Genomic DNA, 12,803 nt, shown 5'->3' with positions numbered 1-12,803 from the left:
ACATCATGCTCGCTGAGCCAAACAGGTGGTCCCTAGCTGGTGGCAAACCAGTGGTCCCTTCCCGGTGGCAAATGACACTCGCACCCGAGGCGTGGCTTTTCGCGGGCTTGGGCTTCAACGGCTTTCGAGCAGGCAGCCTCGTTACGGTTCGTCGTCGTCGTCTTGGTCGTGTAGCAGTTTTCGGGGTGATGGAACGTGGTGGTGCGGGGTTAGCCGCGATCCAAACGGGCCGGCGGGATCCATTCGGTGTCGCCGTGGGTGTTCGTGGTCCAGCCTTGGTCGAGGAGTTTGTGGTGGGGTCCGCAGGCGAAGGTCAGTTGGTTGACGTCGGTGGTTGGGGATTGGGCGTAGCGGGGATGACGTGGTGGACTTCACAGCAGTCGACTGAAAACCCTGCGCTGAGACTGCTGAAACCAAAGGGACACGAGTTATTTGAGATCTCACGACTCCGCCGCTACGAAGGCATCTCGAATCTCGAAGCGAAATCGTTAGCACAGTGTTGCCGTGTCGTCGTCCGCGATCGCCAGAATCCTCGGTGACCCAATGCACGGGAGGGGACCTTGGTGCGGTTTCCCGCGGCAACGTTGGCCGTTCCGACGGCATTTCTGGCCGCGTGCGTTATTTCCCTTGTGCCCGCGGTTGTTTCACCAATGATCCCCGCTCAGGCGCGGGCGGCAGCCACATTCGGTCCGCTGGCGCCGCCCAATCCGTTCATGGCGCCGAACGGCTTGGCGTCCATGCACAACGACGCCGCCTCAGCCGACGCGGGACCGCTTCCGGGACCCGGTGCCCGGCCGGCGGCGATCCTGGCGTACCCGCTGGTGGCCGCGTGCCCGACCATCACGCAGGGGACCGACGGCCTGGTGCTGGCGCTGTGCACGTCCGATATCACCCAGGCCCCGGTGGTTCACCTGATCGATCCCAACGGCATTGTGCCGCGGGTCATTCCGCTGGCCAGCATGGACATCGCCAAGGGCGGCCTGCTCGGCGGCGTCTACGCCTACTTGGACAACAACAACCAGCTGGTGATGATCGACGGAACCAACCACCTGCTGCGCATCGCGCATGTCAAGGACGCCAAGGGCCGCTGGCAACTGACCGTCACCGAGTCCACCGACGTGTCCAGCGCAATCCCACCAGGCGACCAATCCGTCGGCGTGGTCCCCGATTACCTCGGCAACGTCTGGTTTGCCACCGGCACCGGCGTGGTGGGGGTCGCAAAAACCGGCGGGGGTGTCGCCAGCGTGCAATTGCCTGCCGGCGAGCAAGTGGCGAACAGCATCTCCGCGGCACCCAGCAACCGCGTCGCGGTCGCGACCACGTTCGCCCTCTACGAGCTCAACCTCGACGGCATGGGCAACCCGCAGGTGCTGTGGCGCCAGGCCTATGACCGGGGCCCGGCCCGCAAGCCCGGGCAACTGAGCTGGGGAACAGGTTCCACACCAACCTATTTCGGTCCGACCGGCGCCGACTATCTGACCATCGTCGACAACGCCGATCCGCTGGTCCACGCACTGGTCTACCAATCCGGAACGGGCACACTGTTTTGCGAGCAACCGGTGCTGACCCAAGGAGGCCCGGGCAGCGAGAACTCTCCCATCGGTGTCGGGAATTCGATGTTCATCGCCAGCACCTACGGCTATCCCTATCCGGCGGTTCCGGCGGGTGCCGGTCCGGCAGTCCCGCCGACAGCGCCGTTCGTCGGCGGGATGACCAGGGTGGACGTCGAGCCCACCGGATGTCGCACGGTGTGGGACAGCCGAACTCGCAGCGCCGCGTTACCGCACCTGTCCATCGCCGATGGCCTGATCTACACCATCACCCGGATCGGGCTGGACAACACCACGCCACTGGACGTTTTCGCGTTCGCGGTCATCAACCCTAACAACGGGAAAGTGCTTTTGCAGCAACCGAAGTCGGCCACCATCCTGAGCGACCCGGTTCAAACCGCCAGCATGGTGTTGATGGGGAACAAGATCATGCAAGGCAACATCACCGGAATCGGCCGGATCGGCTGATACGCCTATTCCTCCTTGCCGAACGTCATCATGTCGAGGTTCCAGTACCCCCGCATGTTGGTGATCAGCCCCTCGTCGTTGATGCGATAGGTGAACACGCCACGCACCTCACTGGTGAAGCCGCCCGGAAACCTGCTGCGCAACACCAGGATATGGGCGATCTCGTTCGGTGAACTAGACGGGAAGGTCTCCTCGCAGGTGATCGTCAACTGATTGGCAGCGATGTTGGTGTCGTAGAATGCGGCTACGCCGTCCTTGCCCCGCACCCCGGTGCCATCCGGATTCGTGACGGAGTTGCCGATCGGGTCCTCGATCACCACGTCATCGGCCATCAACGCGAGCCAACCCTGCCGATCGTGAGCTTGCACGCAGCGCCATGACGACTGCGACGCCGTCAGCGCCGGGGATGGGGCCGTCTGGGTCATCGATCGGCGTCCGTGAATCGGATGACGCCGCGAATGTTCTTGCCGTCCAACATGTCCTGGTAGCCGTCGTTGATCTGCTCCAGCCGGTACTGGCGGGTGATCATGTCGTCCAGGTTCAGCTTGCCGGCCCGATACATCGACAACAGCTGCGGAATGTCGTACTGCGGATTGCCGCCGCCGAAGATGGTGCCCTGCAGGTTCTTCTGCATCAAGGTCAACATCGCCAGGTTCAGCGTCACATTGGTGTCCAGCAGGCTGCCGATCGCGGTGAGCACGCAGGTGCCGCCCTTGGCGGTGATGGTCAGGTAGCTGTCGATCTCGGCGCCCTGGAGTTCGCCGACGGTGATGACCACCTTCTTGGCCATCAGACCGTAGGTCACCTCGGCGATTCCCATCAGCGCGGCATTCATGTCGGGGTAGACGTGGGTGGCGCCGAATTTCAGCGCCTGGTCGCGCTTCCACTCCACCGGCTCGACGGCGAAGATGTAGCGCGCGCCGGCGGCCACTGCGCCCTGCAGCGCGGCCATGCCGACGCCGCCGAGACCGACGATGGCGACGTCGTCACCGGGGCGGATGTCGGCGGTGCGCACCGCCGAGCCGTAGCCGGTGGTGACGCCGCAGCCGACCAGGCAGGCGACCTCGAACGGGATCGACGGGTCGATTTTCACCACCGAGCTGCGGTGCACCACCATGTACGGCGAGAATGTCCCCAGCAGCGTCATCGGGTAGACGTTTTGGCCGCGGGCCTGGATGCGGAAGGTGCCGTCGCTCACCGCCGCGCCGGCCAGCAGCCCGGCACCCAGATCGCAGAGATTGCGCAGGCCGGCCTGACAGGTGGGACATTTCCCGCAGGACGGGATGAACGACAACACCACGTGGTCGCCGGGGGCGATGTCGTCCACGCCCGGTCCGACCTCGGTGACGATTCCGGCGCCCTCGTGTCCGCCCAGCACCGGGAAACCCGCCATCGGAATCCCGCCGGTCACCAGGTGGTTGTCGGAGCGGCACATGCCCGCCGCTTCCATCTGGATCTTGACCTCGTCCTTGACGGGGTCACCGATTTCGATCTCTTCGACCGACCATGGCTGGTTGAACTCCCAGATCAGCGCGCCCTTGGTCTTCACCGTAAACCTGCTTTCATCGTTGAACTCGGCTACGAACGGTCCCGGTCCTCCGCCGGAAAACGACCTATTGGCCTGAGTGTAGGTCAGCGCAGTGACCGGGCTCACCACAGCGGTACCGGAGCCTGGCCCAGCGGGTAATAGCCAGGCATTTTCTCGCCCGACATGCCCCGCTCGATCCGTTTCTGCATGCCGGCAGACAGCTTCCCCTTCTTCATCAATTGCATATAGAGCGCGGAGACGTGCCCGAAGTCGAAAAAGTCCCGCTGCCACTCGATGAGTTTGTCGGCGTTGAGCCGAAACCAGCTGCCGCCGATGCCGTAGATCTCCTGCCGGCCGCCGTCGGCGTCGGCGACGACCTGCTTCCAGAAGCCGACGATCTCGCCCTGCCGATCGTCGACGATCACCTTCTGGTAGGGATACTGCCAATCCTGCAGTCCCTGCATCTCCAGGCCCAGCGCGATCTCGCGGATCTCGTCGATCCCGACGCACATCACGTCTTCCTTGGGGCCGATGTTCCAGCCGTAGGTGGCGTCGACGGCGTAGAAGCCGGCCAGCGGGGTCCAGTCGCCCGCCCGTTCGCAGTCCTTGTTGGCCTGCAGCCAGGACTGCACCCACCCATCGAGTTCGGCACGTTCGAAAGACACCATCGTCGCCAGTCCTCAGTCAGTCCTGTTCTTTGATGAAAAGTGCTTGGGTAGGACACATCCGGACCGCCCGCTCGATCTCCCCGCGGGCCGTCTCGGGCGGCTGGGCGTCGACGATCTCGACCTTGCCTCGCTTGGGCACCCGGAAGTAGTCGGGCGCCTCCAGTTCGCACATCGCGTGACCCTGGCACAAATCCAGGTCCGCTTCGATCCGGTAACCCATGCTCAACACCTACGGCGGCGGTAGCGCACGGTGGCGGGCCGCGCCAACTGCACCACCATCTTCGAATGGTCGTTGCGGTAACTCTGCGCAGGCTGCGCCATCTCGAACTCATACTCGCGCAACAGCACCGAGAAAATCGCCTTGATCTGCATGGTGGCGAAGGCCGCGCCCACGCAGCGGTGCCGGCCGGCACCGAACGGAATCCACGTCCAGCGGTTGATCAAATCCTCCTGGCGCGGTTCCTGATAACGCTCCGGCACGAATTCGTCCGGATCGGGGAAGTCTTGGGGAATCCGGTTGGAGATCGCCGGTGAGGCCGCCACCAGCTCGCCTTCGTGAATCGGATAGCCCTCAACCTCGAACCCGCCCTTGGCCACCCGCATCAGAATGATCAGCGGCGGATGTAGCCGCAGCGTCTCCTTGAGCACGTTCTCCAGATGCGGAATCTGGCGCAGCGCATGAAAACTCACCGGCTGCCCGTCGGCGTAGAGCTCGTCGAGCTCGGTGATCACCTCGGCGTAGGCGTCGGGGTGGCGCAGCAGTTCGATCAGCGTCCACGCCGAGGTGCCCGAACTGGTGTGGTGCCCGGCGAACATCAACGAGATGAACATGCCGGTGATCTCGTCGGCGGAGAACCGCGGGCGGCCGGCCTCGTCGCGGATCGACACCAGCACGTCGAGCATGTCGCGGTCGCGCTTGTCGGTGGGCGGGTTGGCCATTCGTTGGTGCATGATCTCCTGCACCAACGCCACCAACCCTTTTCGGGCTTCGTCGCGTCTGCGGAAGCTTTCGATCGGCAGATACGGGTCGACGTAGCACAGCGGGTCGGTGCCGCGTTCCAGTTCGTGGTAGAAGTGTGCGAATCGCGAGTCGAGCTGGTTGCGGAACTTGGTGCCGATCAGGCACGAGGTGGAGGTGTAGATGGTCAGCTCGGCGAAGAAGTCCAGCAGGTCGATTTCGCCTTGCTCGCCCCAGTTTTCGATCATCCGGTGCACTTCGCGCTCGATCGTCGTGGCATGACCCTTCATGTGCTCGCCGCGCAGCGCCGAGTTGTGCAGCATCTCTTTGCGGCGTTCGGGGCTGGCGTCGAATACCACGCCGTTGCCGAAGATCGGCGTCATGAACGGATAAGCCTGCGCCTGGTCCAGCTCTTCGTCGGAGGACCGGAAGAAGAACTCGTTGGCTTTGGCGCCGGACAGCAGGACGACGTGCTTGTTGGCCAGTTGAAACCACCCCACGTCGCCGCACTCGTCGCGAACCCGCTGCATCAGGCCGATCGGATCGGTACGGAACTCTTCGAGATGTCCGTGTTCGTCCTCGCCGCCGGACACTCGCGGCACGATGGCTGTGGTCATGAATCCAGCGTTCCCTCATTCACCAATGCTTTTTCATCGACCCTGAGCTGCTGACGCTCTGTGGCGGCGGCCAGCGGCGCCTCCGGCTGCAGCTCCATGGTCACCACGAAGCCGCCCCTGGGTGTCTGTGCGACGAACGCGATCGCCCGGGCGATATCGGATGCCCGCAGGAAGTAGTTGTGGCGCGCCTGACCCCATTTGGCCCAGTCCTGCAGGGCCGGCCCGATCGACTCGACTGGGAGACTCCAGCCCATCCCGGTCTTGGTCGGGCCCGGGTGCACGATCGACGCGCGCACCCCGGTGCCTTCGAGCTCCATCTGCAGGTTGGTCACCATTGCCACCAGCCCGGCCTTCGCCGCCCCGTAGGCGCCCATGTGCGGACGCTGACGCAGCGCCACATCCGAGCCGACGAAGATCAGGTCACCGCGCTGGCGGTCCAGCATGCCCGGCAGCACCGCCGTGGCCAACCGGTTCGCCCCGATCAGGTGGATCTGGACCTGCGATTCGAAGCTTTCGGTGTCGGATTCGTGCAGCCGCCCAAAGTAGGTGTCGCCGGCACCGGCGACCAAAACCTCGATGTGCCCGAGCTGTTCGGTGGCCTGGTGCACAAAGTCCTTGACCGAGTCGGGATCGGTGACGTCGAGTGGCAGTGCCACCGCCTCGCCCCCGCCGGCGCGGATCTTCTCGGCGATCTCCTGGCACATGTCCACCCGGCGGGCACCCAGCGCGACCGGAAAACCTTGGGCGGCAAGCTCCACCGCAGTAGCCGCGCCGATACCCGAGGACGCGCCGGCAACAATCGCGGGCCGGCGGTCCGGATGCGGTGGGAAGCGAGGCATCAGCGAACCTCCACGGCTATCGGCAGGGCAGCGAAGCCGCGGACATTGCTGGAGTGGACGCGGACGGCGTTGGCCTCGTCGACTTCATATCCGCGGATCCGCTTGAACAGTTCGGTGAGCGCCACCCGGGCCTCCATCCGGGCCAGGTGGGCCCCCAGGCAGAAGTGCGCGCCACTACCGAAACTCAGGAGTTTGGAGCCGATTTCGCGGCCAATCAGATACTTGTCGGGATTGTCGAACACCCGCTCGTCGCGGTGAGCCGAGCCGGGTAGCAGCAGCACGACGTCGCCCTCGGGAATCCTGGTGTCGTAGAGGGTGAGCTCGCCGACGACGGTGCGGGCCAGGATCTGGCTCGACGTGTCATAGCGCAACGTTTCCTCGACCCACAGCGGCACCCGAGACAGATCCGCGTAGACCGGGGTCAGCTGGTCGGGGAACTTGTGGCCCCAATAGGCGGCGTTGGCAAGGAGTTTGGTGGTCGTTTCGTTGCCGGCGATCACCATCAGGAACATGAACCCGAGGATCTCCTGCTCGGTGAGCCGGTCGCCGTCGATCTCGGCCTGCAGCAGTGCCGAGGTCAGATCGTCGGCCGGCTTGGCGCGACGTTCGGCGATCATCTGCTGGTAGTAGACGATGAGGTTGATCGACGCCTCGATTGCCGACGCCGGCACATCGGTCACTCCGTCCTCGCGGTGCATGACGCCGTCGGCCATGGCCCGGATCCGGTCGCGGTCGGCGACCGGCACCCCCATCAGCTCCGAGATCACGTCCATCGGCAGCTTGCCGGCGAATTCGGCCACGTAGTCCACGGTTCCGGATGCCGCCCTTTCCAGCATGGTGTCCAGATGCTGTACGGCCAGCTGCGTCACCCGAGGCTCGAGTTCGCGAATCCGGCGCGGGGTGAATCCCTTTGACACCAGCGTGCGCAACCGAAGATGTGCCGGGTCGTCCATTGCCAGAAACGACATCGTCTTCGAGGCGTGCGGACCGCGGGACACCGGATCCAGCGAGACGCCATCGCGGTTGGACAGCGTTGTGCTGTTGCGGAAACCCTGATGCACGTCCCGGTGTCGCGACAACGCCCAGAAGCCGAGTTCCTCGTTGTGGTACAGCGGGGCTTCGTCACGCAGCCGCCGGTAATACGGATAAGGATCCTCGTGGAAGCCGTAGTCGTAGGGGTCGAGGACAACGTCGGGGTTGCCGGTATGGACGCTCATGCCACACCGGCCTTTTCAGCGCCCGCCAGGATCAGGCGCGCCGCGTCGGCCAGCCGGTCGGCGATCTCGTGATAGGTGAACTCGCCGCTGCCGGCTTGCACCAGCGCACCGAAAAACGCCATCTCCAAAGCGGATACGGTGGCACGCTCGGCGTCGGGTCCGATGGCCGATGCGATCCGGCGGTGGATCTCGGCGCCGATGCGTTCGCGGGCGGCGCGCACCGCAGGGTCGGCGCCGCCGCCAAGCAGCGCGGCGGTGCACGCCGCGCCGACTTCGGGCTCGTCGGCGACCACCAGGGCCAGCTGGCGCAGCGCCTGATCCACCCGGGTTGGCATGGGCACGTTGACGTCGGTGAAGTAAGGGACTTGCCGAACCAGGTCGAGGTAGACCTCGGCGATCAGGTGGTTTTTCGACGAAAAGTAGGTGTACGCGGTGGCCGGAGCCACCTTGGCCCGGGCCGCCACCATGCGCACCGTCAGGTCGGTGTAGGAGTTCTCCCGCAGGGTCTGCATGCCGGCGGCCAGCACCTTGCGAAAGGTCTCTTCCTGGCGCCGGTTGCGTGGCCTGTCCCCGTCCTGGGCCGCTCGGGCCGGGACGGCGACCAGTGCATCGCTGGACACCTGTCCAAGGTAGCGGAAGCTCGCGGCGCTGGGCAACCCGGTAGCTGAAAATAGGACTTAACAGGGAAAAACACCGCATAATGGGCCCTCATCGGCATCGGCCCTTGCGCCCTCGCAACGCTTGAAGCTATGGTTCACAGAAAGCGATATCGGACAGGTGTCCATCCGGGCGGTTACAGCCAGCGAATCAGGTGGGAGCGGTAGATGGCCCTGTTGGCCAACGGAGTCAGTGCACTGTTCATCGACGGCAAGCTGTCCGAAGGTGGTGCGGGCACCTTCCCCACGGTCAATCCGGCCACCGAGGAAGTGTTGGGTGTCGCGGCCGATGGGGACGCGGCAGACATGGGTCGCGCCATCGAAGCGGCGCGTCGCGCCTTCGACGACACCGACTGGTCGCGCAATACCGAGTTACGGGTGCGGTGCGTGCGTCAGCTGCGCGACGCGATGCGCGAACACGTCGAGGAGCTACGAGAGCTGACCATGTCCGAAGTCGGTGCGCCGCGGATGCTCACCGCCGCGGCCCAGTTGGAAGGTCCAGTCGACGACCTGGCGTTCGCGGCCGACACCGCCGAGTCCTATTGCTGGAAACAGGATCTCGGCCAGGCAGCACCGATGGGTATCCAAACCCGGCGCACCCTGGCGCGCGAAGCCGTGGGGGTCGTCGGTGCGATCACCCCGTGGAACTTCCCGCACCAGATCAACCTGGCCAAGCTGGGGCCGGCGCTGGCCGCCGGGAACACCGTCGTGCTCAAGCCAGCACCGGACACACCGTGGTGCGCGGCCGTGCTCGGCGAAATCATCGCCAACCACACCGACTTTCCGGCCGGTGTCGTCAACATCGTCACCTCCAGCGACCACGGCCTGGGTGCGCTACTGGCCAAAGACCCTCGGGTGGACATGATTTCGTTCACCGGCTCCACCGCGACCGGCCGCAGCGTGATGGCCGACGCCGCCACCACCGTCAAGAAGGTGTTCCTGGAGCTGGGCGGAAAGTCGGCGTTCGTGGTGCTCGACGACGCGGATTTGACTGGCGCGTGCTCGGTTTCGGCGTTCACCGCCGCCGTGCACGCGGGCCAGGGCTGCGCGATCACCACCCGACTGGTGGTGCCGCGGTCCCGCTACGACGAGGCTGTCGGCATCGCGGCGAAAACCATGTCGTCGATCAGGCCGGGCGACCCCAATGAGCCCGGAACCGTCTGCGGGCCCTTGATTTCAGCGCGCCAGCGGGATCGGGTGCAGGGCTATCTGGACCTGGCGATCGCCGAAGGCGGCAGCTTCGCCTGCGGCGGGGGACGGCCGGCGGGCCGGGACGTCGGATACTTCATCGAGCCGACCGTCATCGCGGGCCTGACCAATGAGGCCCGGCCCGCCCGGGAGGAGATCTTCGGGCCGGTGCTCACGGTGATCGCCCACGACGGGGACGACGACGCCGTCCGCATCGCCAACGACTCGCCATACGGCTTGTCGGGCACGGTGTACAGCGCCGACCCCCAGCGGGCGGCCGGGATCGCCGCGCGGCTGCGGGTCGGCACCGTCAACGTCAACGGCGGCGTGTGGTATTCCGCCGACGCGCCGTTCGGCGGCTACAAGCAGTCCGGCAATGGCCGCGAGATGGGGCTGCTCGGTTTCGAGGAGTACTTGGAGTCCAAACTCATTGCCACGGCAGCGAATTAGGAGACGGTGTGGCTGCATTCGAAAGCAAGGTGGCCATTGTCACCGGGGCTGCTCAGGGTATCGGCCAGGCCTACGCCCAGGCCCTGGCCCGCGAAGGCGCCTCCGTGGTCGTGGCAGACATCAACGCCGAGCTGGCCGCGGGGGTGGCCAAGCAGATCGTCGCCGACGGTGGCACGGCAATCCCTGTGCCCGTTGATGTTTCCGACGAGGAGTCGGCCAAGACCATGGCCGGTCGCACCGTCGCCGAATTCGGCGGCATCGACTACCTACAGATTCCGCTGTCCAGAATGGGGACACCCGAGGACCTGGTGGGCATGTGCCTGTTCCTGCTCAGCGACCAGGCCTCGTGGATCACCGGGCAGATCTTCAATGTCGATGGCGGACAGGTCATCCGATCGTGACCGCGATACCCCGCCTCGGGTACATCGGCCTGGGCAACCAGGGTGCGCCGATGGCTAAGCGTTACCTCGGCTGGCCGGGCGGCCTGACGGTTTTCGATCTTCGCACCGAGGCCATGGCGCCGTTCGTCGAGGGCGGCGCCGCCGCGGCGGCGAGCCTCGCCGAGGTTGCCGACGCCGACATCATCAGCGTAACGGTGCTCGACGACGCTCAGGTGCGCAGCGTGATCGTCGGCGATGACGGGCTGGCCGCACATGCCAAGCCGGGCACCATCATTGCGATTCACTCCACCATCAGCGACACCACCGCCGTCGAGCTGGCGCGACAGCTCGAGCCGCAGGGCGTCTACGTTGTGGACGCTCCGGTCAGCGGCGGTGCGGGGGCAGCAGCCGAAGGCGAATTGGCCACCATGGTGGGCGCCGACGATGAGACGTTCCAGCGGATCAAGGAGCCGTTTCGGCGGTGGGCGTCGCTGGTGATCCATGCCGGCGAGCCGGGCGCCGGAACCCGGATGAAGCTGGCCCGCAACATGCTGACGTTCGTGTCCTACGCGGCGGCTGCAGAGGCGGAAAAGTTGGCCGAGGCAAGCGGTTTGAGCCTGCGGGCACTTGCCAGGGTGGTGCGCCACAGCGATGCGCTTACCGGTGGCCCCGGAGCGATCATGTTCCGGGAGACCACGGCGCCGATGAAACGTGACGACCCGCTGCGTCCGCTGCTGGAGCACACCCGTGCGCTGGGGGAGAAGGACCTGGGTTTGGCATTGGCGTTGGGGGAGTCGCTATCGGTCGAATTGCCGTTGGCCAGGCTAGCGTTGGAGAGGTTGGCCGCCGGCCTCGGGGTACCGCATCCCGGCCTAGCTGAGTAATTCCCAGCCTTGGTTAGTGGTCGTAGGCGATCAGTGGCCTCTTGACTGGGCTATTGATCTTCCAGTTGTGTCAGATCACAGCGGCAAGTGCGAGCAGGCGTTGGGCGACGCGGACGTAGCCGCCGTGCAGTGTGCGCCCGCCATGTCGTTCGAGATTGGGCTGATCCTTGCAGGTGTCGTAGACGGCTTCGATCCATGGGCGCATGCCGGCGAGGTTGCCGTAGCGGCGTTGTTTTTCGTCCTTGCGGTCGGGGCGCACCAGCAGCACGCTCAGCTGGTCGGCGCAGTAGCGTTGCAACTTGGTGCCGGACAGGCCCTTGTCGGGCCGTAACACATTCGCAGCCAATGGTGTTCGCTGCGGGCGCCGAGCAGCGCTTGAGCCACGGCCAGGCACACCAGCTCGGCGTCGGTCAATTGCTTCGGCCGTCCGGCGCGCGCCGCCGGTCGGGTCGCACCACGTGGTCATCGATCGTCACATACAGGTCGGTCAGGAGGGCATCGAGGTCTGTCTTCACAACTGTCCATCGGTGCCCTTCAGCCACATCCTTCACAAGCCGACACGCCGAGAGTGCAACCACGGCGGCGCCGCCCGGCGTGTCGCCGCCGCCAGTGCACACTCGGCGCAGCCGGTGCACACTCGGTGAGCAGTTGGGAATTACTCATCTAGCTGAGGAGACGTGATGGACGAGTTGCGCCGCAAAGGCCTGGACAAGATGAACGAGGTCTATGGGTGGGAGATGCCCAACATCGAGGGCGACGCGTACTTCGACCTCACCGTCGATCACCTGTTCGGCACCATCTGGACACGGCCGGGATTGTCGATGCGTGACAAGCGCATCCTGACGTTGACGGCGGTGACCGCCATCGGAAATCGCGACCTGGCCGAGATCCAGATCAATGCGGCGCTGCTCAACGGCGAACTCAACGAGACGGAACTGAAGGAGATGGCCGTCTTCCTTACCCACTATCTCGGTTTTCCGCTGGGCTCCGCGCTCAATGGCGCGGTGGAAACCGTTGTGGCAAAGCGTAAGAAGGCCGCGGCTAAGGGCGCCGACGAGGACAAGAAGGCCAACGTCAACGCCGCGTTGAAGATGCATAGGGGTAAGGCCGTCGACTAGGACGTACGCGCTCGATGACGTTGCGGCCCTGCTAATCCGGTGCGTCGAAGCCTGGTGGCGCCAGGTGCTTGGCCGCAGCCCGGCTCGACTTGGTCAGCTCCGAGGCTGAGCAAATTCCTTGTTTTGCATCCAACTAAAACTAAAGACCCGCTACCGTCGACTACTCCACTAGAGCCAGGACCTACCCGCCGATCCGACGGCGCACCGACCTGCGGTGCTTGCAACAACGCGCAGCTGCGGGCTGCGGCGTGCATGGCGCTTTCACTGAGCAGAACGGACCGA

At 65.1% G+C, this 12,803-nt stretch carries 13 protein-coding genes and 2 pseudogenes; 5 read left to right on the top strand and 10 right to left on the bottom strand.

Going from position 1 to position 12,803, the window contains the following annotated elements:
- Positions 1-141: 141 nt before the first annotated feature.
- Positions 142-376, bottom strand: a pseudogene (locus AWC07_RS29200) (HNH endonuclease signature motif containing protein); the annotation flags it as partial.
- A gap of 187 nt (positions 377-563) precedes the next feature.
- Here AWC07_RS29200 and AWC07_RS25670 point away from each other — a divergent pair.
- Positions 564-2,018, top strand: coding sequence for a hypothetical protein (locus AWC07_RS25670; protein WP_036409075.1), 1,455 nt, complete (start codon positions 564-566; stop codon positions 2,016-2,018).
- A 5-nt stretch (positions 2,019-2,023) separates the two neighbouring features.
- Here AWC07_RS25670 and AWC07_RS25665 read toward each other — a convergent pair whose 3' ends face one another.
- The 8 genes from AWC07_RS25665 to AWC07_RS25630 form a co-directional block, all read right to left on the bottom strand.
- A complete protein-coding gene (locus tag AWC07_RS25665) occupies positions 2,024-2,443 on the bottom strand; it encodes a ketosteroid isomerase family protein (RefSeq protein ID WP_036409077.1) in 420 nt (139 codons plus the stop codon).
- Positions 2,440-3,567: an NDMA-dependent alcohol dehydrogenase gene (locus AWC07_RS25660; protein ID WP_036409101.1), complete on the bottom strand. Its 1,128-nt coding sequence runs from the start codon at positions 3,565-3,567 to the stop codon at positions 2,440-2,442. The genes AWC07_RS25665 and AWC07_RS25660 overlap by 4 nt, the downstream gene beginning before the upstream one ends.
- Before the next feature lie 101 nt (positions 3,568-3,668).
- Positions 3,669-4,214 carry a hypothetical protein gene (locus AWC07_RS25655; RefSeq protein WP_036409079.1) on the bottom strand — a complete coding sequence of 182 codons (546 nt, stop codon included), beginning with the start codon at positions 4,212-4,214 and terminating at the stop codon, positions 3,669-3,671.
- Between the two features lie 16 nt (positions 4,215-4,230).
- Positions 4,231-4,434, bottom strand: a complete 204-nt coding sequence (locus AWC07_RS25650) for a ferredoxin (protein ID WP_036409080.1) — start codon at positions 4,432-4,434, stop codon at positions 4,231-4,233.
- Positions 4,435-4,436: 2 nt separating this feature from the next.
- The gene (locus AWC07_RS25645; RefSeq protein ID WP_036409082.1) at positions 4,437-5,789 is read right to left on the bottom strand and encodes a cytochrome P450; all 1,353 of its coding nucleotides are present in this window, start codon (positions 5,787-5,789) and stop codon (positions 4,437-4,439) included.
- Positions 5,786-6,628, bottom strand: coding sequence for an SDR family oxidoreductase (locus AWC07_RS25640; protein ID WP_036409084.1), 843 nt, complete (start codon positions 6,626-6,628; stop codon positions 5,786-5,788). The genes AWC07_RS25645 and AWC07_RS25640 overlap by 4 nt, the downstream gene beginning before the upstream one ends.
- Complete coding sequence (locus AWC07_RS25635; RefSeq protein WP_036409087.1) at positions 6,628-7,845, bottom strand: cytochrome P450; 1,218 nt, start codon at positions 7,843-7,845, stop codon at positions 6,628-6,630. The genes AWC07_RS25640 and AWC07_RS25635 overlap by 1 nt, the downstream gene beginning before the upstream one ends.
- Positions 7,842-8,465 carry a TetR/AcrR family transcriptional regulator gene (locus AWC07_RS25630; protein ID WP_036409088.1) on the bottom strand — a complete coding sequence of 208 codons (624 nt, stop codon included), beginning with the start codon at positions 8,463-8,465 and terminating at the stop codon, positions 7,842-7,844. Before AWC07_RS25630 ends, AWC07_RS25635 begins: the two co-directional genes overlap by 4 nt.
- Before the next feature lie 204 nt (positions 8,466-8,669).
- Between AWC07_RS25630 and AWC07_RS25625 the strand changes: the two genes are divergently transcribed.
- From AWC07_RS25625 to AWC07_RS25615, 3 genes are read left to right on the top strand one after another with little or no spacing between them, the layout of a single operon-like run.
- On the top strand, positions 8,670-10,139 hold the full coding sequence (locus AWC07_RS25625) for an aldehyde dehydrogenase (RefSeq protein WP_036409091.1): 1,470 nt from the start codon (positions 8,670-8,672) through the stop codon (positions 10,137-10,139).
- An 8-nt stretch (positions 10,140-10,147) separates the two neighbouring features.
- Positions 10,148-10,540 (top strand): SDR family oxidoreductase, encoded by a 393-nt coding sequence (locus AWC07_RS25620; RefSeq protein WP_036409095.1) that lies wholly within the window; start codon positions 10,148-10,150, stop codon positions 10,538-10,540.
- On the top strand, positions 10,537-11,403 hold the full coding sequence (locus AWC07_RS25615; RefSeq protein WP_036409098.1) for an NAD(P)-dependent oxidoreductase: 867 nt from the start codon (positions 10,537-10,539) through the stop codon (positions 11,401-11,403). Before AWC07_RS25620 ends, AWC07_RS25615 begins: the two co-directional genes overlap by 4 nt.
- A 70-nt stretch (positions 11,404-11,473) precedes the next feature.
- Here AWC07_RS25615 and AWC07_RS29950 read toward each other — a convergent pair.
- Positions 11,474-11,918, bottom strand: a pseudogene (locus AWC07_RS29950) (hypothetical protein).
- Between the two features lie 165 nt (positions 11,919-12,083).
- On the opposite strand from AWC07_RS29950, the gene AWC07_RS25605 reads away from it, so the two are divergent.
- A complete protein-coding gene (locus tag AWC07_RS25605) occupies positions 12,084-12,521 on the top strand; it encodes a carboxymuconolactone decarboxylase family protein (protein WP_036411039.1) in 438 nt (145 codons plus the stop codon).
- Positions 12,522-12,803 lie beyond the last annotated feature (282 nt).

The organism is Mycobacterium gastri, from assembly GCF_002102175.1.
Taxonomy (GTDB): Bacteria; Actinomycetota; Actinomycetes; order Mycobacteriales; family Mycobacteriaceae; genus Mycobacterium; species Mycobacterium gastri.
The sequence above is the reverse complement of the archived record's forward strand: the minus strand, read 5'-3'. Positions and strand labels throughout refer to the sequence as shown.

Excerpts from the sequence above, each read along its gene's own strand:
- AWC07_RS25625 (WP_036409091.1), top strand. The coding sequence starts at position 8,670 with ATGGCCCTGTTGGCCAACGGAGTCAGTGCACTGTTCATCGACGGCAAG.
- AWC07_RS25605 (WP_036411039.1), top strand. The coding sequence starts at position 12,084 with ATGGACGAGTTGCGCCGCAAAGGCCTGGACAAGATGAACGAGGTCTAT.
- AWC07_RS25650 (WP_036409080.1), bottom strand. The coding sequence starts at position 4,434 with ATGGGTTACCGGATCGAAGCGGACCTGGATTTGTGCCAGGGTCACGCG.
- AWC07_RS25635 (WP_036409087.1), bottom strand. The coding sequence starts at position 7,845 with ATGAGCGTCCATACCGGCAACCCCGACGTTGTCCTCGACCCCTACGAC.
- AWC07_RS25665 (WP_036409077.1), bottom strand. The coding sequence starts at position 2,443 with ATGACCCAGACGGCCCCATCCCCGGCGCTGACGGCGTCGCAGTCGTCA.
- AWC07_RS25645 (WP_036409082.1), bottom strand. The coding sequence starts at position 5,789 with ATGACCACAGCCATCGTGCCGCGAGTGTCCGGCGGCGAGGACGAACAC.
- AWC07_RS25655 (WP_036409079.1), bottom strand. The coding sequence starts at position 4,214 with ATGGTGTCTTTCGAACGTGCCGAACTCGATGGGTGGGTGCAGTCCTGG.
- AWC07_RS25640 (WP_036409084.1), bottom strand. The coding sequence starts at position 6,628 with ATGCCTCGCTTCCCACCGCATCCGGACCGCCGGCCCGCGATTGTTGCC.